The sequence below is a fragment of the Nocardia sp. NPDC003963 genome (assembly GCF_053605105.1).
On the sequence record NZ_JBSGIP010000001.1, the window covers coordinates 464,700 to 490,945 of the forward strand.

The following is a 26,246-nucleotide window of genomic DNA, read 5'->3' on the forward strand; positions in this document are numbered from 1 at the left end:
CTCTTTCTGCTGTGGTGACTTGCCGTCCCAGCATCCGTTCCGGGCCACCCGCGGGTCTTGAAGATTCTTGCGGGCGGATTTCCGTCATACCCCCGGCGTACGGTCCGCGAGTGCTGTCCGCCTCGACTCTCGCCGTCCGACCGGAATTCTCGGTGGTCACGGTGTCCTGCCGATCCGACCACACCCGGTGGTCGGAACCGGAGGCCCGCGACGATCACCGTCTCGTACTCGTCCGCCGCGGCCGGTTCCGGCGGCGGGCCGATGCCGACTGCGCCGACCTGGATCCGACTGTCGGGTATCTGGGCGCACCGGGCGAGGAGGAACGGTTCGCGCATCCGGCCGGCGGCGATATCTGCACCGCGGTCACCGTCGCGCCCGAGTTCTGGGAAGGGTGCGCGAACTCGGGAACGGTGTACATCGACGCACGTATCGAGCTGGCGCACCGCCGGTTGCTGGCCGCCGCCGACGGCGGCGATATCGACTACGCGCTCACCGAGGAACTGCTCCGACTGGTCGCGCTCGCGACCGGACAGCCGAATCCGCGGCCGCGGCCGGCCGACGGGATGCTGATCGCCGCGGCCCGGGCGGCGATCATCGGCGGTGCGCCCGAGGCGGCGGGGCTGCGCTCGCTGGCCGGCCTGCTGGGGGTGTCGCCGTACCGGCTGAGCCGGCTGTTCTCCCGCCACATGGGGTTGTCGCTGACCCGCTACCGGAACCGGGTGCGGGTCGGCCGGGTCGTCGACAGTCTCGCCGCCGGTGAAACCGGCCTCGCCGATCTCGCCGCCCGGCTCGGTTTCGCCGATCAAGCACATCTGACCCGCACGGTCCGTGCGCATCTCGGCCACACCCCGGTCGCGCTGCGCCGCGTGTTCGACCGGACACCCCCGGATCCGAGCCGTGGCGGCGGCCGGGACGAGCTCGGCCTACCCTGATCAGGGGATCCGTATGATCGCCCGGCCCGCGTTGTGTTCTCCTCGACCGCCGACCAGCAGAGGACGTGATGCATGACGAACAAGTTGATCCAGGTCGCTCTCGGGATCGATGTCGATTCCTGTGCCGGATGGCTCGGGTCCTACGGTGGCCAGGATTCGCCCAACGATATGCAACGGGGGGTTTTCGCCGGTGAGGTCGGCGTGCCGCGGTTGCTACGACTACTCGCACGGCGCGATATCCGGTGTTCCTGGTTCTGGCCGGGGCATTCCCTGGAGACCTTTCCGGCGCAGGCCCGGATGTGCGTCGAGGCGGGACACGAGATCGGCGCGCACGGATACAGTCACGAGAATCCGCGCTCGCTGACTCCCCAGCAGGAACGCGATGTCATGGCCCGGTGCGTGGAACTCATCGAGGGGCTCTGCGGCCGTCCACCGCGCGGTTATGTCGCGCCGTGGTGGGAGATGAGCGAGCACACCGCGTCGATCCTCGCCGAGTACGGCTTCTCCTACGACCACTCCCAGAACTACAACGATTTCGTCCCCTTCTACGCCCGGATCGGCGACAGCTGGACGCCCCTCGATACCTCCGGGCCGGCCGCACGGTGGATGAAACCGCTCGAGCACGGACACGAAATCGACCTGGTCGAGTTCTGCGGTAACTGGTACGTCGACGATCTGCCGCCCATGATGTTCATCAAGGCGCATCCCAACTCGCACGGATTCGTCAATCCGCGCGATATCGAGCAGATGTGGAACGACCAGTTCGACTGGGTGTACCGGGAATTGGACTACGCTGTCGTCCCGCTGACCCTGCACCCGGACGTGTCCGGACGACCGCAGGTACTGCTCGCGCTCGAACGCCTGCTGGATCGCTGGACGGCGTTCGACGGGGTCGAATTCGTCACGATGGCCGCGGCGGCCGACGAATTCCGGGCACGTTATCCGTTCGCCCGGCCGCAGCGGCCGGAATGTATCGGCCGCTGAACCGGCGCACCGGATCCGCCGCCCTGTGTTCCGCGCGGCGGCTTCAGTTCCTGCCCAGGCGGCGCGCCAGCGCGACGAGCAGGATCACCTCCAGCGCGATGGTCATCGATCCGGTGCACACCGCTGTGGACGAGGCGGGCATCATGAAGGCGGTGTGACCGGTCAGAATCCCGCCGACTGTCCACAGGCGGTGCCGGTCGCTCCAGTCCGGTGCGCCGCGCCACCGCAGGATCAGCCACCCGTACCCGGCGCCCACGACACCGGCCAGGACGAACGGCAGGACCAGTGGGACGCTCCGGCCGAAGACCGGGTCGGGTCCGAGACCTGGTGGTAGCAGCAGTGCCAGGAACACGAGCGTCGCCACCGCCGCCGTGGCCCCGGTGACCGCATGCCCCGGCGCGGACGGTGCCGCGGCCGGTGCGGGAACGCGCCGGCCCGGGAGGACACGCAGTGCCGTCCACGCGAGCGCCGCGATACCGAGGACGAATCCGGCGGTCCAGCCCCACGGGGCCCGATAGCCGGGGTCCTCGGTGGCCGAGATGACCAGGCGCAGTCCGAATACACCCACCACCGCCAGGACACCGGCGCCGGTGAGCCCCGGGGTCCGCAGATACGGTCGCCGCCGATGGGCCGGGAAGAGCAGATCGGTGAGCATGATCGGGATCAGCACGCTGAACACCACGTGTACACCGATCTGGGATTCCCAGTAGGTCCAGTTCACGCCGAGCGCGCGCCACCCCCACTCGGCGGCACCGTAGAGGCGCGGACTCGTCAGGGCCTGTAGGCCCAGCCCGTCCTCGGCCAGCTGATAGGCGAGCCCGAGCAGTACCAGACTCGGCCAACCGGCGCCGGCCCGGACGGCGGCCTCGCGGACCACCAGTACGCCGGCGCCGTACATCACCATCAGCAACGGCAGCAGCAGCCAGGTGAACGGGACGGCGACGGCGGTGAAGGTCAGCTCCGCGCACAGGGTCGTGAGCAGGACGAGTGTCCACGCCGCGCGCCACCGCCCGCGTTCCGGTGGATCGGCAGGGCTCAGCACGGCGGCCGCCGCGGGCGCGGACGATTCGCGGGAGCCGAAGCGGTTCGTCATCGGTCGCGGGCGTCGAGCAGACCCTGGATATCGATCCGGGTCATGGCGTGGATCGCGTCGAGAATCCGTGCGGCCGCGTCCGGATCGGCGTCGGCCAGGAGTTCGGCCATGGCTTTCGGGACGACCTGCCAGGTGACACCGAAGCGGTCGGTCAGCGAACCCCCCGGGCCTTCCTTGCCGCCCTCGGTGAGGGCCGCCCACGCGGTATCGACCTCCTGCTGGGTATCGCATTCGAGGAACAGCGAGATCGCGCCGCTGAATGTGAACAGGGGGCCGCCGTTGTGGGCGATGTAGCGTTGTCCGGCCAGTTCGAACTCGACGGTGACGACCCGGCCGTCCGCGTCCCGCCGCCGGTCGCGGATCGACGATCCGGCGACGATCCGGGTGTAGTACTCGGCGGCTTCCTCGGCGCGGTCGTCGAACCACAGGAAAGTGCTCGTTCGCATGGTGTTTCTCCTTCGTATCGAGGTGGGGGTCAGTGCGGTGCGGGGGTGGGGTAGTCGTCGAGTACGACGGTGTCGGCCACCTTCTCCATCCCGCGGCCGACGAGGCGTCTCGGCAAGTAGCGCATGGTCCGCACCACCTGATTGCGCATCCAGATCTGGTAGTACGAGTCCGGCATGAGTCCGCCGTCGCCGGCACTGCGGGCGAATTCCTGGGCGCGGTCGACGAATCGGCGCATCTTCTCTTCGTAGCGGGGGTAGGCGAACGCGGGATCGCCGTCCGCGGTGGCGAGTTCGCCGGCCAGGATGTAGGCACCGACCAGCGCGAGACTGGTGCCGATACCGGACATCGGCGAGGCGCAGAAGCCGGAGTCCCCGAGCAGGACTGTCCGGTTTCGCGACCAGGTATCCACCGCGACCTGGACCACTCTGTCGAAGTAGAAATCGGGGGTATCCCAGATGCCGGCGAGCATCCGGGGCACTTCCCAGCCGTCGTTCCGGAAGGCGCGGATCACGATCCGCTTCTGCGCGTCGATATCGCCACGGTCGTAGTCCAGGGGCGCCGAACGCAGGAAGAACCCGGCCAGCGCGGTGCCGGGCTCGGTCTTCGGGTAGATGGCGGCGGTCCGGCCCGGCCGGTCCCCGCCCGCGGGGACGGTGTACATCAGCCGCCAGCCGTCGTGGTTCATCTCGGTGGGGGCGGTGAACAGCGAGATGTAGCAACCGAGGTCGCGGACGAAATGTTCGTCCGGCCCGAACACCAGTCGGCGGATATCGGAGCGGACCCCGTCCGCGCCGACGAGTAGATCGAACCGTTCGGGTCCACCGTGTTCGAACCGGACATGGACGCCGTCGCGGTCCTGTTCGACGGCGGTGATCGTCTCACCGAACCGGTAGTCGGCATCGGTATGGGTGGCGTCGTAGATGATGCGGGCGAGATCGGCACGCAGGAGCGACATCTCGGCGACGGCCCCACCCGAATGGCCGAACACATCGGTGCCCAGCGACGCGACCCGCGCGCCGGTGGCGTCGACGAAGGCCATGCCCCGGGCCCCGGTGTTCGCCGCCCGGATCGGCTCGACGATGCCCATCCGGGCGACCACGTCCCGGGCGGTGCCGCGGATATCGACCGGATGGCCGCCGCTGCGGGGCGCCGGGGCACGTTCCACCACGGTGGGACGGAAGCCGTATCTGTGTAGCCAGAACGCCAGGGCCGGGCCGGCGATCCCGGCACCGGAGATCAGGATGTTCCGGTTCTTCATCGCTTCTCCTGCTGTCTGGTCGAGGTCGCCGCCCGGTCCGGCCGGGTGCCGGAATCGGAGACGGTGGCGGCGGATGCGCATTTGAACGTTGTACGCATACAGCGTCCAACACGGCCCAGAGTAGGCAGGAGTTGTTGTCAATAGCCAGTTATGGCTCGAAATAGTGCACTAGTCCGATGGGGGTAGTGAACTAGTACACTTGGCGGCGGGTATCAACCGTATCGGACCACGGGAGAGGTCATGTCGTCGCTGCCGCACCATCCGGACCCGCCGTATCAGGCGATCACCGCGCAGATTCGTACCCGGATCCGGAACGGTGAGCTACGGCCCGGGGACCGGGTGCCCTCGATCAGGCAGATCGCCCAGCGGTGGGGGGTGGCGGTCGCCACCGCCACCAAGGTCACCGCGGCGCTGCGCGCGGAAGGTCTGGTCGAAGCGAAAGTCGGTTCGGGCACTGTGGTCAGTGCGCGCGGCGGCCACGCCGGACCGTCCGATCCGCCGCCGGGGAATCCGGGTGTCGCGCGGCCGCCCCGCGGGCCGGGACATCCCGCCGAACGGGGCTCGTACCGTGAGCGCCTGTTGCGCACGGCCATCGCGATCGCCGATTCGGAGGGGCTCGACGCGGTATCGATGCGACGTCTCGCGGCCGAGCTCGGGGCCGGCCCGATGTCGCTGTACCGGCATGTGGCGAACAAGGACGAACTGCTGCTTCAGATGGCCGACGCGGTCTTCGGGGAGATCGGTTCGCTCCCAACGGGTTCGCGCGGATGGCGCGCCGATCTCGCGGAGATCTCCCGGCTGCAGTGGCGGCTGTGCCGGCGCCATCTGTGGTTGCCCAGGGTCGTCTCGTTCACCCGGCCCCTGCTCGCGCCCAATATGGTGGCGCAGACGGAATGGACACTCCGGGCACTGGACGGACTCGGGTTGCCCGCGGAGATCCGGATGCGCGAAGCCCTCACCTTGCATTCGCTCGTGATCACCGCGGCGCTGTCCGCGGCGGAGGAAGCCGAGGCGGTCCAGAACACCGGTGTCACTCACGACGGATGGCGGTCCGCGGCGCGCGCCCGCGCGGGCGAACTCCTCGGTACCGGTCGTTTTCCCCTGCTCGCGGCGATGCCCGAGGAGACGGTGGCCGACCTCGACGGCCTGTTCGAGTACGGATTGGCCCGCCACCTCGACGGATTCGCCGTGCTGCTCGCGGACCGGGCCAGGCCGGGTGCAGGCTTCGGGCCCGGCCGGTGATCCGGATCCGGCCCGGCGCCACGGCCGTGCGAACCGGGCGCTGGACTGTCCCGCGCGGAGGACGGCGCCTCCCTCGATCGCTCCGTTCGGCGGGCGGAGTCAGAGACTCCAGTGGTAGCGGCTGGTGGGCACCAGGTCCAAACCGGTGTCCGCGCCGAATCGGGCGACACTCGCCATCAATTCGGTGATTCGCCGGTCGAGTTCCCGGTCGTCGCCGCGGCTGCCGTAGAACTCGTGCGGGTCGGTCATCGCCGCCATCGGGAAATGTTCCTCGACGATGGCCGATACTTCCGGCGTCGCCGGGGTCAGTACTTCCTCGACGGTGTTCTGGATATAGGCCACGGTGTTCTGCGTCCGGATGGCGACGGGGGTGTGGTGGATCTGCCAGTACCGCTGGTACTCCTCCGGGGTCATCGATGCGGGCCGGCGCAGGAGTGCCACGTTGGCCAGGGCGTCGCAGCGCACGCCGTCGGGTATCGGGACCGGGTCCAACCGCACCTTCTCGCGCACCCGGAACGCGTGTGGTGTGGCTTCCGCCGCGGCGTCGGCCACCGTGCGTATCGCGGCGGCGGGATCGTCGCCGGTCCATACCGAGACGAGCGCGGTGATCGGTGCGCCGGGGCCGAACCGCATCGCCGCGGGCGCTACGTCGGCGTCGTCGAGGTTCAGCTGAACCGCGGTCGCTCCGCCGGCGGCCAGTGCGCTCCGGAACTCGGGTGTGGACAGCCGTGCACCCGGGTCGGTGACGTGCAGTGCGAGGATCACCTTCGGCATGGCGGAAAACTAGCACGTGTTCCAATTCTTGATCCACCGATCGAGTGCGGCGGCTAGTCTGAGCGCCCACCCCGCCAGATACGCGGAACCGATCCGCAGAGAGGCCGGCGCATGAGGTTCACCTACGCAGAGGCCATGACCGACCCGTCCTATTACGTACCGCTGGCGCAGGCCGCCGAGGCCGCCGGGTACACCTCGATGGCGCTGGCCGACAGCGTCGCCTACCCGCGCGACTCCGATGCCACCTATCCCTACACCCCGGACGGCAGCCGGGAATTCCTGGAGGACAAACCCTTCATCGAAACCTTCGTTCTCGCGGCCGCCCTGGCCGCGGCGACCACCACGCTGCGGTTCACTCCGTTCGTGTTGAAACTGCCGATCCGGCCGCCGGTGCTGACGGCGAAGCAGGCGGCGTCGGTGGCGGCGCTCAGTGGTAATCGGCTCGGCCTGGGCGTCGGGATCAGTCCGTGGCCGGACGATTTCGAGATCTTCGACGTACCCTTCGACAAGCGCGGTAAGCGGATGGACGAATGTCTCGATATCGTCCGCGGTCTCACCGCCGGTGGATACTTCGAATTCCACGGCGAGTTCTACGATCTGCCGCCGATCAAGATCTCGCCGGTGCCCACCGAACCCATTCCGCTCCTGATCGGCGGGCACAGCCGGCCCGCACTGCGCCGGGCCGCCCGCCGCGGCGACGGCTGGATGCACGCCGGCGGCGATCCGGCGGAACTGGACCGGCTGCTCGCCGAACTGGATGCGCTGCGGGCGGAATACGGTACCCGCGCCGATTTCGAGGTGCATGTGATCTCGCTCGACGGTTTCACCGTGGACGGCATCAAGCGGTTGGAGGACAAGGGCGTCACCGATGTCATCGTCGGCTTCCGCAACCCCTACACGCGGGAGCACGACACCGAAAGCCTCGACACCAAGATCGCGAATCTCTCCCGCTTCGCCGAGCACGTCATCGCCCGCACGCAGTGAGGACCCTCGGATTCCGGCCGTAGCCGCGGCCGGTCCGATCGGGCCGGGCGGCTCCGTGACGAGCGGTTACGGAGCCGCCGGTTCGTCGTCTCCCGGGGCGCGGCCGCCCGCGGTGCCGGTATCGCCGCTTCGCCCGGCGATACCGTGCAGCAGCAACTCCTCGAGCGATTCGGCGAAACCGTCCAGGTCGTCGATATCGCGGATACACATAGCGAAAAGGGCCGCACCGGCGATGGTGTCCAGCAGCGTATTGGAATCGAGCGCGGAGCCCGCGGCGGTGCGCCCCGCGGCCAGGTAGTCCGAGAGTTCCCTGCGGGTCGGTGAGTCGAGCCGTGCCGAGAGTTTCTGGTAGAGACTCGAATCCGCGCGCATATCCGCCATCAGTCCGGGCATGGCCGCCCGCGCCTCCGCCGAACCGAACAGCTGGATCGTCCCGCGGATCACGGTGCGCACCTCGCTGACCAGGTCGGGCGCGACCTCGTCGGTGCCCACATCGGGGAATACGGCCTTGGCGATCAGATGGGCCTTGGACGGCCAGCGCCGGTAGATCGCCGGTCGGCTGACCCCCGCCCGGGTGGCGATCGCGTCGATGGAGGTCGCGGCGTACCCCCGTTCGACCAGGAGGTCGCGGGCGGCTTCGAGCACCGCCCGGTCCACCGCGGGGTCGCGGTGCGGGCCCAGGCGATGGCGTGCGGTCACCGAAATCCGTCCTTGTCCGGATGAGCAGGAGTCGTTACAGTCTGTCACAACAAAGCCGTTACACCGTGTAACCGCTGGTGCCCGGAGGAGGAGATGTGCCCGCTGACCCCGCAGTCGCCACATCCGATCGGACCTATCGGCCCGTACCCCTGCTGCAGGACAAAGTCGTCGTGATCTCCGGAGTCGGGCCCGGCCTGGGTACCGCACTGGCGGTGGAGGCCGCCGCGATGGGCGCCCGGCTCGTCCTGGTGAGCCGAACCGAACGCAAACTCGACCGGCTGGCCGAGCGGATCCGCGGCGACGGCCGGACAGTGCTCCCGGTACCGGCCGATATCACCGACGAAGACCAGCGTGCCGGTCTGGCCGAACGGGTGGTGGCCGAATTCGGCCGGGTCGACTGCCTGATCAACAATGCCTTCGCCATTCCGCCCATGGATCCGATCACCGGGATCGATCTGGCCGCCTTGCGTACCGCCAACGAGACGAATGTCTTCGCGCCGCTTCGCCTGTCGGCGTTGTTCGCCGACGCGCTCGCGGCGTCGCGGGGTTCGATCATCATGCTCAATTCGTGCGTGTCCTACAGCTCGCAACCCGAATACTCCGGCTACAAACTGTCGAAAGGCGCACTGGCGCATCTGGCGTCGTCGCTGGCCACGGAACTGGGGCCGCGCGGTATCCGGGTCAACAGTGTCGCGCCGTCGTATGTGTACGAGGACATCAACAAGGCGTATTTCGATTGGCTGGCCGCCGAGGCCGGTGTCACCCACGACGATATCTACCGGGAGAAAGCCGCGCCCACCGATCTGCGGCGACTCGCCGGACCGGAAGAGGTCGCCCGCGCGACGCTCTTCCTCGCCAGTGATCTGGCCACCGCTGTCACCGGGCAGATGTTGACCGTGGACTGCGGCGAATTCCACCGTTGACCGGGCAAGGAGCAACCGTGACGGAAACAAGGAAACGAATCGTACTGTGGGGTACCGGCACCGTCGGTTCGATGGTCCTGGCCGAGATCCTGCGCCATCCGCGGTTCGAACTGGCCGGAGTCGGCGTGCGCAACCCGGAGAAGGTCGGTCTCGACGCCGGTGATCTCTGCGGCGCACCGAAAACCGGGATCGTGGCGACCGATTCGGTCGCAGAGCTGATCGCCCTGCGCCCGGACGCCGTGGTGCACTACGGGCCCACCGCCCAGTTCGCCGACGAGAACATCCGGGTCATCGGGGAATTCCTGCGCGCCGGGATCGATGTGTGCTCCACCGCCATGACGCCCTGGGTGTGGCCGGCGATGGACAAGATCCCCAGCGTCTGGCGCGACCCGATCTCCGAAGCCTGCGCCACCGGCGGGGCGTCCTGTTTCACCACGGGTATCGACCCGGGTTTCGCCAACGACCTGTTCCCGATGACCCTGATGGGCCTGTGCGGCGAAGTGCGCTCGGTACGCGCCTCGGAACTGCTGGACTACACCGATTACGAGGGCGACTACGAGCTGGAGATGGGGATCGGGAAACCACCGGAGTACACGGCCCTGCTCGAACACCCCGATCTGCTGATCATGGCGTGGGGGCCGACGGTGCCCATGATCGCCGAAGCCGCCGGTATCGGCCTGGATCGCATCACCACCACCTGGGACAAATGGGTGACACCGGTGGATCGCCCGTCGGCGAAGGGCACGGTCCGGGCGGGGACTGTCGCGGCGATCCGGTTCACCATCAACGGTATCCACCGCGACCGGGAGGTGATCACGCTCGAACATGTCAACCGGATCGGCCTCGACGCCGCACCGGATTGGCCCGCGGGCACCCGCGACGATGTCTACCGCGTGGATATCCTCGGTACTCCGTCGATTTCGCAGGAGACCTCGTTCCGGTTCACCGACGGTTCGGGCCGGACGCCGGCGATCGCCGGATGCCTGGCGACCGGGATGCGCGCGCTCAATGCCGTCCCGGCCGTCAACGAGTTGCCACCCGGCTGGGTGACCGCGCTCGATCTACCACTGATCGCCGGAACGGGAACGATTCGCTGACCGGCCGCGCCGGGAACCGGCCCTCCGGGCTCGGTGCGGGACGGGTCTCGACAGGTGATCGGTGCGGTCGGCGCGGCATTACGACGAAATCGTAGGAATCGTCAGGAGTCCATCGAACGACACTTCCGCGCGCGCAATAACGCAAATCACACGAAGTCCGGACGGAATTGTTTTCCCGGGATCTAGCGGGGTGTCTGTTCGTCTCATTTGCTTACTGTTAACCATGATCGTCCAGGGGTGGAGTTTTTTCACGGTTCGCGTTACAGGCGTGTAATAAAAAGGGGCGAATCTACTGGCGGGTTCTATAGGAGCCTGCGCACCAGAGGTTGGTGGCGCACCTGCTGGAGAAAGTCTCACGGTTATGAAGTTCAGGAAGTTCGCCGCAGTATCAGCCCTGGTGGCAGCGGCAATGGGAGTCGGTGCCGGTACCTCCTACGCGCAGCCCGCGGCGGTCGAGAACCCCGATATCCACTACACCGCCGATGTGGTGGACAAGTCCGTGATCGTCCGGACCGATTCCGGATCCCTGACAACAGAGAACAATCAACTGCAGGTTCGCGACAGCTTCGGGAATATCGTTGCCGGGATGCCGTTGAGTTATCTTCGCGACGGTCTGGAATATCCGATCGCGGCCGCGGCGAACGGGGCCAACGAGATCGCTCTGACGCCGAGCGCCGACCCGGCGGCGGCACATCCGGCACCCATGCTGCACGATATCGCCTCGCAGGAGGATATGGACAACGCGATGTCGAACGCCGCCACCGAATTCGGTTTGGCGACCGGCGTCGGCACACTGGTCGGCACCGTGATCGGGCTGGCCGGCGGATGTGTACTGGGTGCGATCGCGGGAACGCCGTTCCTGGTGATTCCGGGTTGGGTCGGTGGTTGCCTGAGCGGGGCCGCTGTCGGTGCTCCGCTGGGTGCCGCGGCCGGTCTGATCGCCGTCGGTGGTGTCGCCGGTATCGCGGTCGCCGTCGAGTACTTCAATCGGATCAACGCGCCCGCCCCGGCCTGAGTCACCACCGCGCCGATACCTGCCACCGGACCGGATCGCCTGCGCGCGATCCGGTCCGGTGGTATCGCTGTACGGAGGAATACGATCTCGATGGGTACGAACCGCGCTGCGCGCTGTGCGTTACGCGCTTGCCGGAAGGTTCACGGTAAGAGTGTCGCGACCTCCGCGGTGAAGAATCGCGGGCCCGTCTCCGGGCAGTATACCGTCACCGCGGGGACCTGTGCGGTGGCGTCGATCGGCGGGCCGGCCGCGAACGAATACGACAGTGTCCCGCCGAGGGTGCTCCGGTAGGCGGTCCGTTCGCCGAGCGGTACCGGTTCGTCTCCGGCGAACGGATCGCCGGGGAGGTACGAGTACAGCAGGGCGAAGTGGTCTCCGCGATAGACCAGCGAACACGTATCCAGGCTCTGGTCACGGGGATCGGCGACGGTATCGAGCCGCGAGCGGACCGTGCAGGGATCACGGCCGGTCAGCGCGGTGGTGTCGGCCGGGCCGGTCGGCGGCAGGGGAGGGGCCGGTGACGCGCCGGACGGGTCGTCACGAGGGCTGTGCGCCGTTCGGTGGAGCGGTGAACGCCCGGCGGGCGTGGACGATGAATTCGCGGAGTGCCGGATTGTATGTGTGCTGCCAGACCAGGGCGAGCAGCGCGGGAATCTCGATATCGACGATGGGACAGGCGCTGAGCCGGTCGCTGTAGTGCGCCGCCATCGAATCGCTGAGGACAGCGACGGCGAGGCCCCGAGCGGCCAGGTCGGCGATGGTATCGGCCACCCCGGCCTGTAGTGCGATCACCGGCCGGAGATGCTGTGCGGCACAGGCCTGGTCGAGGACCGCGCGCAGTCCGGTGCCGGGCGGCATGCAGACGAGGGGGTAGGCGCACAGATCGTGCAGGGTCACCCGCGGCAGCGTGGTCAGAGGATGTCCGGCGGGGACCGCCGCGACGATTCGTTCGCTGGCGACGGTCAGCGCGGGTAACCCCTCCGGTGTGCCGGCGGCCGTACCGATGAGCGCGAGATCCAGGGTGCCGGTGCGTACCGCGTCGGCGAGCCGGTCGGAATTGTCCTCCGACAGCGAGATCTCGACACCGGGATGGGCCCGGTGGAAGGTGGACAGGGCATCGAACAGCGGGGTGATGGTGCAGCCCATGACCATTCCGAGGGTGAGTGTGCCCTGGATCAGATCGGTGACCTCGCCGACCGCTCGGCCCACCGCCGCCGCGGCGGCGAGCGCGGCGCGCGCGTGTTCGTAGGCGGCCTTACCCGCCACGGTGAGCGTGGCGGTGCGGGTCGTCCGGTCGAACAGTTCGGCGCCGAGCTCCCGCTCCAGCGCCCGGATCTGGGCACTGACGCCGGATTGGCTGATGTGCACCCGGGCGGCCGCGCGGGTGAAATTCTGTTCCTCGGCGACCGCGACGAAGTATTCGAGCTGCCTCAGTTCCACAACTTCTGATCATAGTTTATAGAAGTGCTATCTGTTGGACTTCTGAATATCGGCTCGGCAGGCTGAGGAGGTACCCGAACAGAACGATCAGGAGGAAAGCTGTGGCGGAATACGAAAAGGCCCTGCGTCCCGAAGACATCACCCGCTTGTTCGTCGAACGATCCAACGCCGGTGACGCGGCCGGTGTCGCCGCGTTGTACGAAGAAGACGCGGTACTGGCCTACCCGCCCGGCAGCCGGACGGTGGGCCGGGAAGCGATTCGCGAACTCTGGGAGAAAGTGCTGGCCGGGCGTCCGCGCTTCGAACCGGAATCACCGCTGCCGACACTGATCAACGGGGATATCGCGCTCACCTCGACCCCGCCGAAGGATGGCACCGGAGCCCGGGCGCAGGTCGTGCGCCGCCAGCCGGACGGAAGCTGGCTGCGCATCCTCGACCAGCCCGAGTTCGTCCCTCCCGCCGGGTGATCCGGGTCCGGGTGGCCCGTGGGCTACCGGCGGCGGGTGGAGCGCGCCCTCATCGCGCGCTCCACCCGCCGTCCATCGTGTAGGCCGCGCCGGTGACCATCGCGGCCTGCGGGGACGCGAGCCAGCTCACCAGGGAGGCGACCTCGTCCGGTTCGACGAGACGTTTGACGGCGCTCTCGGTGAGCAGGATCCGTTCCAGCACCTCCTGCTCCGGCACCCCGTGCGCCGCCGCCTGATCCGCGATCTGCTCGTCCACCAACGGCGTGCGTACATAGCCCGGATTGACGCAGTTGCTCGTCACACCGTGGGGGCCGCCCTCCAGTGCGGTCACCTTGGACAAACCCTCGAGCCCGTGTTTGGCGGTCACGTAGGCCACCTTGAACGCGGAGGCCCGCAGGCCGTGCACCGAGGAGATATTGACTATCCGTCCCCAGCTCTGCCGGTACATATGCGGTAGCGCGGCGCGCACCAGCAGGAACGGTGCCTCCACCATCAGGGTCTGTAGGTCGCGGAACCGGTGCGGTACGAACTGCTCGATCGGGGCGATGTGCTGAACCCCGGCGTTGTTCACCAGGATATCGGTCTCCAGGACCAGATCTTCCAGTGCCGCGACGTCGAGCAGATCCACTGTCCACGGTGTGCCACCGATCTCCCGGGCCACGGTCGCGGCGCCGGCGTCGTCGATATCGGCCACTGTGACCGCGGCCCCGTGCGCCGCGAGCGCGCGGGCGCACGCCGCGCCGATACCGCTCGCGCCGCCGGTGACCAGGGCGCTGCGCCCCGTCAGATCGCTCATCGTGCCGGGGCTTCGTCGGGACGCTTGCTCAGGATCTCGGCATCGGCGCGGTCGACGGCCTCCAGGGCCAGTCCTTTCGTCTCGCGGGCGACCAGCACCGCGATCGCGCTGACCGCCGCCGCGCCGGCCAGGTACCAGGCGATCGGTACCGCGGAACCGTAGATGTCGAGCAGCCGGACGGCGATGATCGGTGCGAGCGATCCGGCCACGATCGAGGTCACCTGGTAGCCCAGGGACACCCCGGAGTAGCGCATCCGGGTCGGGAACATCTCGGCCATGATCGCGGGCTGCCCGGCGTACATGAACGCGTGGAAGACCAGGCCGATGACGATGGCGGACAGAATGATCGCATTGTTGCCGCTGTCCATCATGGGGAAGGCGAAGAAACCCCAGGTGCCCGCCGTGAGCGCGCCCACCAGATACACCGGCCGCCGGCCGAAGCGATCGGAGAGGTGGCCCACCATCGGGATCACCAGGAAATGCACCGCGTGCGCGGCGAGCAGCCACCACAGGATCTCGGTGGTGTCGGCGTGCACCTCCACCTTCAGATAGGTGATGGTGAATGTGACGACCAGGTAGTACATGATGTTCTCGCCGAAGCGCAGCCCCATCGCGGTGAGCACACCGCGCGGATAGCGCCGCAGCACCTCCACCACGCTCAGCGAGGTGGCCTTCATCTCCTCGGCTTCCTGCTGCGCCGCGACGAAGATGGGTGCGTCGGTGATCTTGGTGCGGATGTAGTAACCGACCAGTACGACCACCGCGGACAACCAGAACGCGACCCGCCAGCCCCAGCCGAGGAACGCCTCGTCGGACAGTGTCGAGGTGAGCACCAGTAGCACCACCGTGGCGAGCAGGTTGCCCGCGGGTACTCCGGCCTGTGGCCAGGACGCCCAGAAACCGCGGCTGCGATTCGGGCTGTGTTCGGCGACGAGCAGGACCGCGCCGCCCCATTCGCCGCCCACCGCGAAGCCCTGGATGAAGCGCAGGGTCACCAGCAGGGCCGGAGCCCAGTAGCCGATCTGCCCGAAAGTGGGCAGGCAGCCCATCAGGAAGGTCGCGGCGCCCACCAGTACGAGGCTCAGCTGCAGCAGCTTCTTGCGGCCGTACTTGTCGCCGAAGTGGCCGAAGACCACACCGCCCAGCGGGCGTGCCGCGAAACCGACCGCGTAGGTGACGAAGGCCGCGAGAATCGCATCGAGATCACTGGTGCCCTGGGCGAAGAACACTTTGCTGAACACCAGGGTGGCGGCGGTGCCGTAGAGGAAGAATTCGTACCACTCCACGACGGTGCCCGCCATCGACGCGGCCACCACACGCCGCAGGCCCGTGGCCGTCCCGCCGGGATCGGCGTCCTTCGGTCCGGCCGGTTCGGCTCCGGCGCTGTGCTCCCTCATCGCACTTCTCCTTCGTGCCCGGGACCACACTTCATATCCGATGTGACGGCCCCCACAATAAATGGCTGTCACGAGTATTGGTGCAGACGATAGGCGCCGCAATGACCACTTGTGCAGCATGGATGTGCAAAAATGCAGAAATGAGTTCGGCCCATCCGGGGCGCCCCAGCGCGGACGACCTTCTCGTACTGCTGGCCGTCGGGCGTTCCGGCCGATTCGTGACGGCGGCCGAGGAACTCGGCCTGAACCACACCACCATCTCCCGGCGGATCGCCGGGCTGGAACGTACTCTCGGCGGCCGGGTACTCACGCGGGTGACCGGGGGCTGGGAACTGACCGATCTCGGCAGGGAGGCGCTCGCCGTGGCCGAGGCGGTGGAATCGGCGGTGAAATCGCTCGCGGCGGACGCGCACGGGAATCGGCTGTTGGCGGGAGTGGTCCGGATCTCGGCGACCGACGGCTTCAGCGCCTATATCGCCGCGCCCGCGGCGGCGCGGGTACGGCGCGATCATCCGAATATCGCGGTCGAGATCGTGGCGGTGACCAGGCGGGCGTCGCAACAGCGCTCCGGTCTCGATCTCGAGATCGTGGTCGGCGAACCGCAGGTGCGCCGGGCCACTGCCACGCATCTGGCGGACTATCGCCTCGGCCTGTACGGATCGCGCGACTATCTGCGTGCGCACGATGCCCCCGCGACGGCCGAGGAGCTGGCCCGGCACCCGCTGGTGTACTTCATCGATTCCATGCTCCGGGTCGACGATCTGGACCTGGCGTCCGGATTCGTCCCCGGGATGCGCGAATCCGTGACGTCGACGAATGTCTTCGTGCATGTGGAGGCGACGCGCGCCTCGGCCGGGCTCGGTCTGCTGCCCTGTTTCATGGCCGACCGCCATCCCGATCTGGTTCGGGTCCTGGCCGATTCGGTGGGGGTGACGCTGGGCTACTGGCTGGTCGCGCGGGCCGAGACACTCCGCCGTCCGGAGGTCGCCGCGGTGGTCGCGGCGATCCGGTCGGTTCTGGACGAGCAGCGCGCCACCCTGCTCGGCCGCGGGTGAGCAGCGCGCCGGACGCTACTGTCCGGGCCGGTCGGGTGCGCGGGTGCCGGCAGCGCTCAGGAGGCGAGGCCGGAATCCCGGATGGCTTCGGCCAGCGGTTCCAGTACGGCCGGGTCGTGCGGCGGCGGCAGGTAGACGATCGCGAGTTCCAGGCCCTCGTCGCCCAGCGCCGCCGCCCAGTCGATCAGTTCGCCGTAGCCGAGCTCCGGGTCGAGCCGCCGCTGTGCCGAGAGCAGGATCTCCTTCGGATCGCGGCCGATATCGGCGCAATGGGCGGCCAGGACATCGCGTTTGCGGACGAACTCCTCGGTGGTTCCGTTGACGAAGTTCCAGTGCTGGGCGTAGCGGGCGGTGATACGCAGGGTGCGTTTCTCGCCGTTGCCGCCGATACAGATCGGGGGATGCGGGCGCTGGGGGCCCTTGGGCTCGTTGCGGGCGCCGGTCAGCTGATAGAACCTGCCGTCGAAATCGGTGGTCTCCCGGCTCAACAGGCCGATGAGGACCTGGCATGCCTCCTCGAACCGGTCGAGGCGTTCGGTGACCGTGCCCAGCGGGATACCGTACGCGCCGGATTCTTCCTCGTTCCAGCCCGCGCCGATACCGAGCTCGAGCCGGCCGCCGGAAATGATATCGAGACTGGCGGCCATATTGGCCAGTACCGCGGGATGCCGGTAGTGCACGCCGGTGACCATAGTGCCCAACCGCAGGCGTTCGGTGGCCTGCGCGAGTGCGGTCAAGGTGGTCCAGCCCTCCAGGCACGGACCGGCGGAATCGGAGAAGATCGGATAGAAGTGGTCGAAGGTCCATCCGGATTCGTAGATGTCGATATCGTCGGCGGCCCGCCAGACGGCCAGCATATCGGCCCAGGTGGTGTCCTGCGGTGAGGTCTTGAACGCGAATCGCATGAGACCAGGCTAGAAGTTGGAGTGCGCTCCAGGTCAAACCGGAAACCCGGCCTGTCGCGCATTCGTATGCGCGCTGCGGGACCAGAGATTCCACGGATCTCTCCCGTGGCCCGGCGGTTCGCGGACCGGGCCCGAGATACAGCGGCGGAACCGTTCGGGCGCAAGGGAACCCGCCGGCGTATAGGTTCGACGCGTCGTCGGTCTCGCGGAGAGGATCTGGCCTGTGACGTCAGCGGTGGTTTCGACGGTGGTGACGAGTCTGATGCCCCTGCTGGGCGCGGCTGTCGGCGCCTCGGCAACGATATTGGTGCAACGCAATTCGGCACGGCAGTCGAAGCACGAGTTCGTGGCCGAGAGCCGGCTGGCCCACCGCGAAGAATTGAAGTCCGCGGTCCTCGCCTATTTCGAGGCGGCGCAGCGACTGCAGACCGAATTCGATATCCGCGAGCGGGGAGGTACACCGCAGGATCCGCGGCGATCGATCGAAGGTGTGTGGCTGGCGGAGAAGCGCGTCGAGCTCCTCTGTTCCGAGGAGTTGCGCGGCCGGGTGCTGGCCCATGCGTCCGCGCTGCAGGATATCGTCCGTGATCCGGTGGCCCACCCCGATTGGTGGGCCTATTGCGAGCCGGCGCAACACGCACTGTTGTCGCAGGCGAAACTCGATCTCGCGCGGGATCGTGGCTGGTGAATCGGGTCGCGCGAGGAGTCCGGAGAGCCGCCGGCGGTGGCCGGTGCCGTGCCGCGGCGGCTCCGGCGATCACCCGGAATGTGGCGCCGGGGCCCGACGAGGCCGGGAAGCGGGCGGACCTCGCGGAACAGGCGATCGTGGCGCGGCACCTCCGGACCCTGTGGGGTCTTGCCGCGGATGCGGCTCGGGACCCTCACCTGCCCGGGCCGTCCACCCGGGCAATCGTTCGGCCGGAAGCCGGTTGCCGGCTCACGGCCGCCGGACGCTGAGCCGACGTCTCGTGCGTCGCCGGTTCGACGTGGGCTGCCCGATTCCGGATGGTCGGCGCGCTACTCCTCGGTGAGCTTTCCGCCGGACAGGTACCAGCGGCGGGTGGCCCTTATGGAATCCAGCATGCGGCGGTCGTGGGTCACCAGCAGGAGTGTGCCGGTGAAGGAGTCGACGGCCTGTTCGAGTTGTTCGATGGCGGGGAGGTCCAGGTGGTTGGTCGGTTCGTCGAGGACGAGCAGGTTCACGCCGCGGGCCTGCAAAAGGGCCAGCGCGGCGCGGGTGCGTTCCCCGGGGGACAGGGTGTCGCAGGCCCGGGTGACATGCGTGCCGCGCAGACCGAACTTGGCGAGCAGGGTGCGCACGTCGGCATCGGGCCAGTCCGGCATGGCCGCGCCGAAGGTGGCGGCGAGCGTCGCGTCACCACGGAACAGGCCGCGCGCCTGGTCCACTTCGCCGATCTGCACGCCCGAACCGAGCGTGGCGGTGCCGGTATCGGGGGTGAGCTTGCCGAGCAGCAGGGCGAGCAGCGTGGATTTACCGGAGCCGTTCGGGCCCGCCAGCACGATCCGGTCGGCCCAGTCGATCTGGGTGGTGACGGGGCCGAGAGTGAAATCGCCACGCGTGACAGTGGCATTCCCGGCGGTCGCGACGACGGACCCGCTGCGCGGAGCCGTCGCGATCGCCATGCGCAGTTCCCATTCCTTGCGCGGCTCCTCGACTACGTCGAGCCGTTCGATACGCCGCTGGGTCTGCCGGGCCTTGGCGGCCTGTTTCTCGGTGGACTCGGCGCGGGTCTTGCGGCCGGCCTTGTCGGAATCGTTCTTGCTCTTGCGGCGCGCGTTGCGGACACCGTGCTCGAGCCAGTTGCGTTGCATCTGCGCCCGGGCCTCCAGACCGGCCCGGGTATCGGCGTATTCTTCGTAGGCCTCGCGGGCGTGCCGGCGTGCGATTTCGCGCTCGGCCAGGTAGGAGTCGTAGCCTCCGTCGTAGAAGCCCACCTGCTGCTGGGCGAGATCGAGTTCCAGTACGCCGTTCACGGTGCGGGTCAGGAACTCCCGGTCATGGCTGATGATCATCAGCGGGGTCCGGACACCGGTGACGAAACGTTCCAGGCGTTCGAGCCCGTCGAGATCGAGATCGTTGGTGGGTTCGTCGAGCAGCAGAATATCGAAGCGTGAGAGCAGAACCGAGGCGAGACCTGCACGGGCAGCCTGTCCACCGGACAGTCCCGTCATCGGCGTATCCAGTCCGCCGGCCAGGTTTTCGGTGAGTCCGAGTTCGGCGGCGACCTCTTCGGCGCGCTGATCGAGGTCGGCGCCGCCCAGGGCGAGCCAGTGTTCGAGCGCGGGTGAGTAGTCGTCGGCACCGCCCTCGCCGAGGCGTTCGGCAGCCGTGTCCATGACCTGCTGAGCCGGTGCGACGCCGGTGCGGCGGGCGAGGTAGCCGAGCACGGTCTCACCCTCGATACGTTCGGGTTCCTGGGCCAGGTAGCCGACGGTCGCGTCGGGCGGGCTCAGCGTGATCGTGCCCTCGTCGGGGATGCCGCCGGCGAGCATACGCAACAGGGTCGATTTTCCCGCGCCGTTGACGCCCACCAGCCCGATCACATCGCCGGGGGCGAGGGTGAGATCGAGGTCGGCGAACAGGATGCGTTCGGCGTGTCCGGCCGATAGACCGCTGGCCTGCAATGTTGCGCTCACCGGGCGTATTCTGCCCGCCTCGGTGGCGGCGCCGTGATCTGCCCCGTCCGATTCCGGGCGTTGCCGTGGGCGGGGTTTCGGTCTACTCTCGAACCGTGAAGAATTGAATCGCGATTCAAAGCTTATGGAAAGGGGGCGGGCAGGTGGTGTACCGGCCGACCGAGAAAACGCGGGCTGCCCGGGCCCAGCGGCGGGCGGCGCTCCTGAAGGAGGCCACCGAACTGGTCGCCACGGGCGGATTCGCCGCCGCCACTGTCAAGGCGATCGCCGAGCGCAGCGGGCTCAGTGTGGGCACGGTGTACTCCTACTTCGACGGCAACACCGAATTGCTCGCCGCGGTCTTCCGCGCGGGCGCCGATCAGGAGCTGGCTGTCGTGGAAGCGGCGGTCGCCGGGGTGGACGGCGCACCCGCCCGGCTGCGCGCTCTGGTCGAGACGTTCGCGATGCGCGCGATCCGGGGCAGGCAGCTGGCCTGGTCGCTGCTGTTCGAACCCGTCGATCCCCGTATCGAAGCCGAGCGCCTGACCTATCGGGCCGCCTACCACCGGCTGACCACCGAGATCCTGCGGGAGGGTATCGAGGCGGGGGTCTTCCCCGATCAGCACCTCGGTGTCACCGCGGCGGCGCTGATCGGTGCCATCAGTGAATCGCTCACCGGCCGGCTCTCCCCGGACCACGCCGTGACCGCCGGCGAAGACGACGACCGCCGCATCGTGGAGTCGATCATGCGGTTCTGCTTCCGCGGTATCGACTACACCGGCGACGCGGCCCGGCGCGCACCGGACCCACCGCAATCGATCCGAGATATCGAAGGGACCCCCGCATGACAGCCATCGCCCCCGCGGGATCACGCACCCACGAGGTGTTCAACCAGGCGCCACCGCGCATCGGTGTGAACGAGTACACCTCGAACATCCCACTGGTCGAGGGGGTGTTCCGCCACGATGCCGCGTGGGCTGCCGGAACGCTGAACGAGGTCGGCGATCTGGTGGGTACCGAATCCTTCCAGCGCGACGCCGAGCTTGCGAACACCGTCACCCCGGTCTTCCACTCCCACGACAGGTACGGCAACCGGATCGACGAAGTCGAATTCCACCCGTCCTATCACCGGATCATCGGCGCCGCGGTGGCACACGGTGCCCACACCGCGGCGTGGGCGGATCCGCGACCCGGTGCCAATGTCGCGCGCGCCGCGACCTTCATGTTGTTCGCACAGGTGGAGGCGGGTCATGCCTGCCCGGTCTCGATGACCCATTCGGTCGTTCCGGCGCTGGAGTTCTCGCCCGAGCTGGCGCGGACCTGGTTGCCGCGGCTCTACAGTCGCGGCTACGACGGTCGGCTGCGGGCTCCCGGTGACAAACCCGGCGTGCTCTTCGGGATGGCGATGACCGAGAAACAGGGTGGTTCCGATGTCCGGGCGAACACCACCCGCGCGGTCGCGAATTCGGACGGCAGCTGGTCGCTCACCGGGCACAAATGGTTCTGCTCGGCCCCCATGTCCGACGGGTTCCTGATTCTCGCGCAGGCTCAGGACGCCCTGCTGGCCGGCGGCGACGCGGCCCTGTCCTGTTTCCTGGTGCCGCGGGTGCTCGAGGACGGCACCCGGAACGTCTTCCGGATCCAGCGTCTCAAGGACAAACTCGGTAACAAGTCGAACGCCTCCTCGGAGATCGAACTCGACGGCACCATCGGCTATCTCGTCGGTGAGCCCGGGCGCGGCGTACGCACCATCATCGAGATGGTCGCCCGCACCCGCCTCGACTGTGTCTACGGCTCGGCCGCCGGTATGCGGCAGTCCGTCGCCGAAGCGCTGTGGCATATCCGGCACCGCTCCGCCTTCGGGGCGACGCTGATCGACCAGCCCGCTATGACCGCCGTCGCCGCCGACCTCGCGCTCGAATCCGAAGCGGCCACGCTCACCGCGCTCCGGCTCGCGCGCGCCCACGACGCCGATGCCGACGCGAACGAGAAGGCGTTCCGCCGCCTCGCCACCGCGGTCTCGAAATATTGGATCTGCAAACGCGGCCCGCACCACGCCTACGAAGCGCTCGAATGTCTGGGCGGTAACGGCTACACCGAATCGTTCCCGCTGGCCCGGCGATACCGGGAGCAGCCGGTCATGGCGGTGTGGGAGGGTTCGGGCAATGTCATCGCACTCGACGTGCTGCGGGCGATGACCCGCGAACCCGAGTCGGTCCGGGCCTTCGATGCCGAACTCACCCGAGCCCGGGGTGCCTCCGCCCTGTTCGACCGTCATCACGACCGGATGCGCGGCGCGCTCACCGAACTATCGGCGCTCCCGGCGGACCGGGCGCAGTTGCGGGCCCGGTCGGTCGCGTCGTCGATGGCGCTGGGATTGCAGGCGTCGCTGCTGCTGCGCTACTCGCCGACAGCGGTCGCGGAGGCGTTTCTCGCCGCGCGGCTCGGGGAGGATCGTGATCTGCAGTACGGATCCCTGCCCGCCGGTACCGATTTCGCCACCATCCTCGAACGGCACTGAACGTGCTGCCATGACCCGGCCGACCGGTCGGCGAGTCTCTCCGCTCGCGGGGTCGAACTCCGGTACCACGCGGCGGCCTGTCGCGATCTCGGTGCCGGCGCGTGCGGCGGGTTCGCGCGCCGATGCGGTTCTGCCCGGCGGCGACGGTGCGGCACCCGGCGCCCACCTGCGTCTTTCTCGGTGGCCGACCGGCGAAATGAAGCGGCCACCGGCAGGTTTCCTCACCGACATCGCCTCCCTATCCAATGGAGTCGCAGGTAGTTCGACGATGTACCGAGGAGTGGGTCGTGCAGGTAACCGTCGTTGTGGGAAATCCGAAACCGCAATCGCGAACATTGGACGCGGCGCGGCTGCTGGCGGCCGCGACAACCGGTCGGGACGCTGATGAGATCGTCGATGTGATCACCCTGGGGCCCGGTCTGCTGGGCTGGGGTGACGAAGGCGTCGCCGCCGCCGTGGCGAAGACCCGGGCGGCCGATGTGGTGGTGTTCGCCAGTCCGACCTTCAAGGGCAGCGTGACCGGAGTGCTGAAACTCTTCCTGGACCAGTTCGCGACCGGTTCCGGCCTACAGGACGTGGTCGCGATACCACTTATGCTCGGTGCCGGTCCCGGGCATGCGATGGCGCCGATATTTCTCGAGCAGGTGCTGCGTGAACTGGGCGCGACGCTGCCCGCACCGGGGCTCTACCTACTGGATTCGGAGTACGCGACGAGTTCGGCTGTCGCGGACTACGCGGCACGGTGGGGCTCGGTGCTGACCGCGTCGGTGCCGGTCCGGGCGGGTACGCGATGACGGCCGCGGCGGTTCCGTTCGATCAGATGGCACTGCGCCGGGCCTTCGGGCGATTCCCCAGCGGTGTCGTGGGGTTGTGCGCGGTCGTCGACGGTGACTACGTCGGGATGGCGGCGAGCAGTTTCGTCACGGTGTCACTGGACCCGCCGTTGGTGGCCTGCTGCGTCCAGCGGACATCGACCACCTGGCCGAAGCTGCGGACCGCGGCGCGGCTCGGAATCAGCGTGCTGGGTGAGGACCATCAGGACGCGGCCCGCGCGCTGGCGGCGAAGGGCCGGGACCGGTTCGCGGGGCTGGCCACCCGGTCCAGCGAGGCGGGAGCCCTGTTCGTCGACGGCGCGAGTATGTGGATGGAGGCGGTGGTCACCGAGGAACTACCCGCCGGTGACCACGATATCGTGCTGATGGCGGTGCGCGATTTCGAGATCGCGGGGGAGATCGCGCCGATGGTGTTCCACGGCAGCAGGTTCCGCCGGTTGGTTCGGGAGAGCGAATGAGTGTGTTCGACGCGGCTGTCTGCGCGCTGCGCGCGGGCCGTCCGGTACTGGTGACAGATGCCGCCGATCGGGAGAACGAGGGCGATGTCGTGCTGGCGGCCGACCGGGCCGGCACGGAATGGATCGCGTGGACGGTGCGCAATACTTCGGGGCTGCTGTGCGCGCCGATGACGGCCCAGCGTGCCGACGTCCTCGAATTGCCGGCGATGGTGGTCCGCAACGAGGATCCGAAGTCGACCGCCTATACGGTGACCGTCGATGCCGCGCGGGGTGTTTCGACCGGGATCTCGGCCGCGGACCGGGCCCGTACGCTGCGGCTGCTGGCCGCGGCGGAGGCGGGCCCGGCCGATTTCACCCGCCCCGGGCATGTGCTGCCGCTGCGGGCCCGCCCGGGCGGGGTACTCGAACGACCCGGTCATACCGAGGCCGCGGTGGACCTGTGCACGCTCGCGGGTCTTCCGGCGGTGGGCGTGATCGCCGAACTCGTCGCCGACGACGGGTCGATGATGCGCTACCCGCAGGTGGCGGCGCTGGGCACCCGGATGGGCCTGCCGGTGCTGACGATCGCGGAGCTCGCCGAATATCGCCGCCGCCACGACCCGGACCGCTGGGAGGTATCCCCGCGGGTTCGTCGTGGCGCGGAAACCGTCCTGCCGACACCGTCGGGGGAGCTGCGGGCCATCGGCTACCGGGATACCGAGACCGGCGCCGAGCACATCGCACTTCTCTGCGGGGAGGTGTCCCGGGGTGCGCCCCTGGTGCGGGTGCACTCGGAATGCCTCACGGGCGAGGCCTTCCACTCCCGGCGCTGCGAATGCGGGCCACAGCTGGACGCGGCGCTGGACCGGATCCGTCGTGCGGGCGGGGTGCTGGTGTATCTGCGTGGCCACGAAGGGCGCGGTATCGGACTGCTGCAGAAACTCGCTGCCTACCGGTTACAGGACCGCGGACTGGATACGGTCGAGGCGAATATCGAACTCGGCGAGCCGGTCGACGGCCGCGAGTACGGTGCCGCCGCGGCCATCCTGCGGGACCTCGGGATCGATCGGGTGCGCGTGCTGACGAACAATCCGGACAAGGTCCGGGGACTGCAGACCGCGGGAATCGATATTGCCGAACGTATTCCCCTGGTGGCCGGTGTGGCGGTGTCGAATATGCGTTATCTCGATGCCAAACGGCAGCGGATGGGACACCTCCTCGACGGCACGGCGGCCGGAGAATTTGACCTGCGTCACTGTGCGGTATCCGGCGGCGGAACAGCCGAGAACTGAAAATGGCCTGGTAACGGGCTCATCGGTTACCGATTCCGGACAATTTCCACCTGCGTCACGCGGCGTAATTCTCATGTCACCCGATGTCGAAAGACTGCTCGGTGTCGACGCGACTCCGATAAGGCAGGCGCGGCCGGCGTATGGCAACCCAGGAGAGGGGACCGTCATGACCGTGTCGTCGCACGACGAACTCACCGAAGCGCTCGGGCGCGCTCGCTCCGGTAGCGGTAAGCGGGTCCGGGAACTGCTCCAGTCGTCCCCGCGGCGGGCGCATGTACTGCTCCGGGCCGGAATCCGGCGGCACCTGCTCACCGAGCACGACGCCTTCGCGGAACAGAACCTCGTCATGTCCCTGATGATGACCCGGAACTCGATCCGGTCCGCGTTGCAGATGCTGGGCAGTGAGGGGCTCATCCAGCGTCGTCAGAAGGTCGGCACCCGGGTCGTCGCCGCGATCTCCGAACTCCCGCTGCTCGAAATGCTCCCGGTCGGCACCTGGCGTTCCTCCGCCGGCGGGGTCGAACACCCCTCCCTGGGGGTCGAACTCGAACACGTCGAGCGGACCACCGTCCTGGCCGACGGTTACCTCCGCTCCCGCCTCGAACTCGACGATTTCCGGGTCGTCCTGCAGGAGGATCTCGTGTACCGGGGTGGTGAGGTGATCGGCATCATCGTCGGCTATCACCGGCCCGGAGCACCGGATCCGCGCGACGATCTCGAGACCCAGGTGTGCGAGCTGCGCGCGATGTCGGAGTCGCATATCGAGGCGACGGTCGAAGCGGTCAACTGTGACGAGCGGACGGCCAAGGTGCTCGGGGTCGAACCGGGTTCGGCGTTGCTGGTGCGCGAAACTCTCGTCCGCGACGCCACCGGCCGCCCCCGCATGCTGGCCTACGGGCACTATCGCGGCGATCGCGTCGCGCTCTGGGCCCGGGACGACAGCGTGCGCGCCATGCACCAGGTCGTGGACGAATCCCACGGAGACCCGGCCACGGGGTCTGTCGCGCTGAGCTAGGAG

Annotated in this window: 26 protein-coding genes; 16 read left to right on the top strand and 10 right to left on the bottom strand. The window is 68.3% G+C overall.

The genetic code is table 11. The features are described from left to right. The first annotated feature begins 110 nt into the window (after positions 1 to 110). Both ACWEWT_RS02205 and ACWEWT_RS02210 read left to right on the top strand, forming a co-directional pair. Complete coding sequence (locus ACWEWT_RS02205; RefSeq protein ID WP_452555290.1) at positions 111 to 932, top strand: helix-turn-helix domain-containing protein; 822 nt, start codon at positions 111 to 113, stop codon at positions 930 to 932. 72 nt (positions 933 to 1,004) lie between these two features. Further along, positions 1,005 to 1,916, top strand: a complete 912-nt coding sequence (locus ACWEWT_RS02210) for a polysaccharide deacetylase family protein (protein ID WP_452555291.1) — start codon at positions 1,005 to 1,007, stop codon at positions 1,914 to 1,916. A 43-nt stretch (positions 1,917 to 1,959) separates the two neighbouring features. On the opposite strand, the gene ACWEWT_RS02215 is transcribed toward ACWEWT_RS02210, so the two are convergent. The 3 genes from ACWEWT_RS02215 to ACWEWT_RS02225 are packed head-to-tail and all read right to left on the bottom strand — an operon-like array spanning position 1,960 to position 4,714. Continuing rightward, positions 1,960 to 3,009 (bottom strand): hypothetical protein, encoded by a 1,050-nt coding sequence (locus ACWEWT_RS02215; RefSeq protein WP_452555293.1) that lies wholly within the window; start codon positions 3,007 to 3,009, stop codon positions 1,960 to 1,962. Continuing rightward, positions 3,006 to 3,455, bottom strand: coding sequence for a VOC family protein (locus tag ACWEWT_RS02220; RefSeq protein ID WP_452555295.1), 450 nt, complete (start codon positions 3,453 to 3,455; stop codon positions 3,006 to 3,008). Before ACWEWT_RS02220 ends, ACWEWT_RS02215 begins: the two co-directional genes overlap by 4 nt. Before the next feature lie 29 nt (positions 3,456 to 3,484). Next, positions 3,485 to 4,714: an FAD-dependent monooxygenase gene (locus tag ACWEWT_RS02225; RefSeq protein WP_452555297.1), complete on the bottom strand. Its 1,230-nt coding sequence runs from the start codon at positions 4,712 to 4,714 to the stop codon at positions 3,485 to 3,487. 240 nt (positions 4,715 to 4,954) lie between these two features. On the opposite strand from ACWEWT_RS02225, the gene ACWEWT_RS02230 reads away from it, so the two are divergent. Beyond that, complete coding sequence (locus tag ACWEWT_RS02230) at positions 4,955 to 5,956, top strand: GntR family transcriptional regulator (RefSeq protein ID WP_452555299.1); 1,002 nt, start codon at positions 4,955 to 4,957, stop codon at positions 5,954 to 5,956. A gap of 99 nt (positions 5,957 to 6,055) precedes the next feature. On the opposite strand, the gene ACWEWT_RS02235 is transcribed toward ACWEWT_RS02230, so the two are convergent. After that, positions 6,056 to 6,730 (bottom strand): EthD domain-containing protein, encoded by a 675-nt coding sequence (locus ACWEWT_RS02235; protein ID WP_452555301.1) that lies wholly within the window; start codon positions 6,728 to 6,730, stop codon positions 6,056 to 6,058. Positions 6,731 to 6,841: 111 nt separating this feature from the next. Here ACWEWT_RS02235 and ACWEWT_RS02240 point away from each other — a divergent pair, with 111 nt between their 5' ends. Beyond that, positions 6,842 to 7,714: a TIGR03619 family F420-dependent LLM class oxidoreductase gene (locus ACWEWT_RS02240; RefSeq protein ID WP_452555303.1), complete on the top strand. Its 873-nt coding sequence runs from the start codon at positions 6,842 to 6,844 to the stop codon at positions 7,712 to 7,714. Between the two features lie 66 nt (positions 7,715 to 7,780). Here ACWEWT_RS02240 and ACWEWT_RS02245 read toward each other — a convergent pair whose 3' ends face one another. Then, entirely contained in the window at positions 7,781 to 8,413 is a 633-nt protein-coding gene (locus ACWEWT_RS02245; RefSeq protein ID WP_452555305.1) for a helix-turn-helix domain-containing protein, read from the bottom strand. 95 nt (positions 8,414 to 8,508) lie between these two features. Between ACWEWT_RS02245 and ACWEWT_RS02250 the strand changes: the two genes are divergently transcribed. The 3 genes from ACWEWT_RS02250 to ACWEWT_RS02260 all read left to right on the top strand — a co-directional run bounded on the left by ACWEWT_RS02250 (position 8,509) and on the right by ACWEWT_RS02260 (position 11,448). Then, the gene (locus tag ACWEWT_RS02250) at positions 8,509 to 9,336 is read left to right on the top strand and encodes an SDR family oxidoreductase (RefSeq protein WP_452555307.1); all 828 of its coding nucleotides are present in this window, start codon (positions 8,509 to 8,511) and stop codon (positions 9,334 to 9,336) included. 71 nt (positions 9,337 to 9,407) lie between these two features. After that, positions 9,408 to 10,433: an NAD(P)H-dependent amine dehydrogenase family protein gene (locus ACWEWT_RS02255; RefSeq protein ID WP_452557637.1), complete on the top strand. Its 1,026-nt coding sequence runs from the start codon at positions 9,408 to 9,410 to the stop codon at positions 10,431 to 10,433. Positions 10,434 to 10,794: 361 nt separating this feature from the next. After that, positions 10,795 to 11,448 (top strand): hypothetical protein, encoded by a 654-nt coding sequence (locus ACWEWT_RS02260; protein ID WP_452555309.1) that lies wholly within the window; start codon positions 10,795 to 10,797, stop codon positions 11,446 to 11,448. Positions 11,449 to 11,985: 537 nt separating this feature from the next. Here ACWEWT_RS02260 and ACWEWT_RS02265 read toward each other — a convergent pair. After that, positions 11,986 to 12,888, bottom strand: coding sequence for a LysR family transcriptional regulator (locus ACWEWT_RS02265; protein WP_452555311.1), 903 nt, complete (start codon positions 12,886 to 12,888; stop codon positions 11,986 to 11,988). Between the two features lie 101 nt (positions 12,889 to 12,989). Between ACWEWT_RS02265 and ACWEWT_RS02270 the strand changes: the two genes are divergently transcribed. Continuing rightward, positions 12,990 to 13,355: a YybH family protein gene (locus ACWEWT_RS02270; RefSeq protein ID WP_452555313.1), complete on the top strand. Its 366-nt coding sequence runs from the start codon at positions 12,990 to 12,992 to the stop codon at positions 13,353 to 13,355. Between the two features lie 49 nt (positions 13,356 to 13,404). On the opposite strand, the gene ACWEWT_RS02275 is transcribed toward ACWEWT_RS02270, so the two are convergent. After that, a complete protein-coding gene (locus ACWEWT_RS02275; RefSeq protein WP_452555315.1) occupies positions 13,405 to 14,151 on the bottom strand; it encodes a 3-hydroxybutyrate dehydrogenase in 747 nt (248 codons plus the stop codon). Then, positions 14,148 to 15,548 carry an MFS transporter gene (locus tag ACWEWT_RS02280; RefSeq protein WP_452555317.1) on the bottom strand — a complete coding sequence of 467 codons (1,401 nt, stop codon included), beginning with the start codon at positions 15,546 to 15,548 and terminating at the stop codon, positions 14,148 to 14,150. Before ACWEWT_RS02280 ends, ACWEWT_RS02275 begins: the two co-directional genes overlap by 4 nt. A gap of 140 nt (positions 15,549 to 15,688) precedes the next feature. Here ACWEWT_RS02280 and ACWEWT_RS02285 point away from each other — a divergent pair, with 140 nt between their 5' ends. Next, complete coding sequence (locus ACWEWT_RS02285) at positions 15,689 to 16,603, top strand: LysR family transcriptional regulator (protein ID WP_452555319.1); 915 nt, start codon at positions 15,689 to 15,691, stop codon at positions 16,601 to 16,603. Between the two features lie 56 nt (positions 16,604 to 16,659). Here ACWEWT_RS02285 and ACWEWT_RS02290 read toward each other — a convergent pair whose 3' ends face one another. Continuing rightward, a complete protein-coding gene (locus tag ACWEWT_RS02290) occupies positions 16,660 to 17,508 on the bottom strand; it encodes an LLM class F420-dependent oxidoreductase (protein ID WP_452555321.1) in 849 nt (282 codons plus the stop codon). A 223-nt stretch (positions 17,509 to 17,731) separates the two neighbouring features. Here ACWEWT_RS02290 and ACWEWT_RS02295 point away from each other — a divergent pair, with 223 nt between their 5' ends. Beyond that, positions 17,732 to 18,196 carry a hypothetical protein gene (locus ACWEWT_RS02295; protein WP_452555323.1) on the top strand — a complete coding sequence of 155 codons (465 nt, stop codon included), beginning with the start codon at positions 17,732 to 17,734 and terminating at the stop codon, positions 18,194 to 18,196. 329 nt (positions 18,197 to 18,525) lie between these two features. Here ACWEWT_RS02295 and ACWEWT_RS02300 read toward each other — a convergent pair whose 3' ends face one another. Further along, the gene (locus tag ACWEWT_RS02300) at positions 18,526 to 20,115 is read right to left on the bottom strand and encodes an ABC-F family ATP-binding cassette domain-containing protein (RefSeq protein ID WP_452557639.1); all 1,590 of its coding nucleotides are present in this window, start codon (positions 20,113 to 20,115) and stop codon (positions 18,526 to 18,528) included. 194 nt (positions 20,116 to 20,309) lie between these two features. On the opposite strand from ACWEWT_RS02300, the gene ACWEWT_RS02305 reads away from it, so the two are divergent. From ACWEWT_RS02305 to ACWEWT_RS02330, 6 genes are all read left to right on the top strand, one after another. Next, complete coding sequence (locus tag ACWEWT_RS02305) at positions 20,310 to 20,993, top strand: TetR/AcrR family transcriptional regulator (protein ID WP_452555325.1); 684 nt, start codon at positions 20,310 to 20,312, stop codon at positions 20,991 to 20,993. Then, on the top strand, positions 20,990 to 22,666 hold the full coding sequence (locus ACWEWT_RS02310; RefSeq protein ID WP_452555327.1) for an acyl-CoA dehydrogenase family protein: 1,677 nt from the start codon (positions 20,990 to 20,992) through the stop codon (positions 22,664 to 22,666). Before ACWEWT_RS02305 ends, ACWEWT_RS02310 begins: the two co-directional genes overlap by 4 nt. A 287-nt stretch (positions 22,667 to 22,953) precedes the next feature. After that, positions 22,954 to 23,460 (top strand): NADPH-dependent FMN reductase, encoded by a 507-nt coding sequence (locus ACWEWT_RS02315; RefSeq protein WP_452555329.1) that lies wholly within the window; start codon positions 22,954 to 22,956, stop codon positions 23,458 to 23,460. Then, positions 23,457 to 23,957, top strand: a complete 501-nt coding sequence (locus ACWEWT_RS02320; RefSeq protein ID WP_452555331.1) for a flavin reductase family protein — start codon at positions 23,457 to 23,459, stop codon at positions 23,955 to 23,957. The genes ACWEWT_RS02315 and ACWEWT_RS02320 overlap by 4 nt, the downstream gene beginning before the upstream one ends. After that, on the top strand, positions 23,954 to 25,228 hold the full coding sequence (gene ribA, locus ACWEWT_RS02325) for a GTP cyclohydrolase II (RefSeq protein WP_452555333.1): 1,275 nt from the start codon (positions 23,954 to 23,956) through the stop codon (positions 25,226 to 25,228). The genes ACWEWT_RS02320 and ribA overlap by 4 nt, the downstream gene beginning before the upstream one ends. 166 nt (positions 25,229 to 25,394) lie before the next feature. After that, a complete protein-coding gene (locus ACWEWT_RS02330; protein WP_452555335.1) occupies positions 25,395 to 26,243 on the top strand; it encodes a GntR family transcriptional regulator in 849 nt (282 codons plus the stop codon). Positions 26,244 to 26,246 lie beyond the last annotated feature (3 nt).

Bases quoted from the DNA above. Each gene is read 5' to 3' on its own strand.
- ACWEWT_RS02215 (WP_452555293.1), bottom strand. From the start codon at position 3,009: ATGACGAACCGCTTCGGCTCCCGCGAATCGTCCGCGCCCGCGGCGGCC.
- ACWEWT_RS02240 (WP_452555303.1), top strand. From the start codon at position 6,842: ATGAGGTTCACCTACGCAGAGGCCATGACCGACCCGTCCTATTACGTA.
- ACWEWT_RS02310 (WP_452555327.1), top strand. From the start codon at position 20,990: ATGACAGCCATCGCCCCCGCGGGATCACGCACCCACGAGGTGTTCAAC.
- ribA (WP_452555333.1), top strand. From the start codon at position 23,954: ATGAGTGTGTTCGACGCGGCTGTCTGCGCGCTGCGCGCGGGCCGTCCG.
- ACWEWT_RS02230 (WP_452555299.1), top strand. From the start codon at position 4,955: ATGTCGTCGCTGCCGCACCATCCGGACCCGCCGTATCAGGCGATCACC.
- ACWEWT_RS02235 (WP_452555301.1), bottom strand. From the start codon at position 6,730: ATGCCGAAGGTGATCCTCGCACTGCACGTCACCGACCCGGGTGCACGG.
- ACWEWT_RS02320 (WP_452555331.1), top strand. From the start codon at position 23,457: ATGACGGCCGCGGCGGTTCCGTTCGATCAGATGGCACTGCGCCGGGCC.
- ACWEWT_RS02330 (WP_452555335.1), top strand. From the start codon at position 25,395: ATGACCGTGTCGTCGCACGACGAACTCACCGAAGCGCTCGGGCGCGCT.
- ACWEWT_RS02255 (WP_452557637.1), top strand. From the start codon at position 9,408: ATGGTCCTGGCCGAGATCCTGCGCCATCCGCGGTTCGAACTGGCCGGA.
- ACWEWT_RS02225 (WP_452555297.1), bottom strand. From the start codon at position 4,714: ATGAAGAACCGGAACATCCTGATCTCCGGTGCCGGGATCGCCGGCCCG.
- ACWEWT_RS02290 (WP_452555321.1), bottom strand. From the start codon at position 17,508: ATGCGATTCGCGTTCAAGACCTCACCGCAGGACACCACCTGGGCCGAT.
- ACWEWT_RS02275 (WP_452555315.1), bottom strand. From the start codon at position 14,151: ATGAGCGATCTGACGGGGCGCAGCGCCCTGGTCACCGGCGGCGCGAGC.
- ACWEWT_RS02260 (WP_452555309.1), top strand. From the start codon at position 10,795: ATGAAGTTCAGGAAGTTCGCCGCAGTATCAGCCCTGGTGGCAGCGGCA.
- ACWEWT_RS02280 (WP_452555317.1), bottom strand. From the start codon at position 15,548: ATGAGGGAGCACAGCGCCGGAGCCGAACCGGCCGGACCGAAGGACGCC.
- ACWEWT_RS02285 (WP_452555319.1), top strand. From the start codon at position 15,689: ATGAGTTCGGCCCATCCGGGGCGCCCCAGCGCGGACGACCTTCTCGTA.
- ACWEWT_RS02220 (WP_452555295.1), bottom strand. From the start codon at position 3,455: ATGCGAACGAGCACTTTCCTGTGGTTCGACGACCGCGCCGAGGAAGCC.
- ACWEWT_RS02210 (WP_452555291.1), top strand. From the start codon at position 1,005: ATGACGAACAAGTTGATCCAGGTCGCTCTCGGGATCGATGTCGATTCC.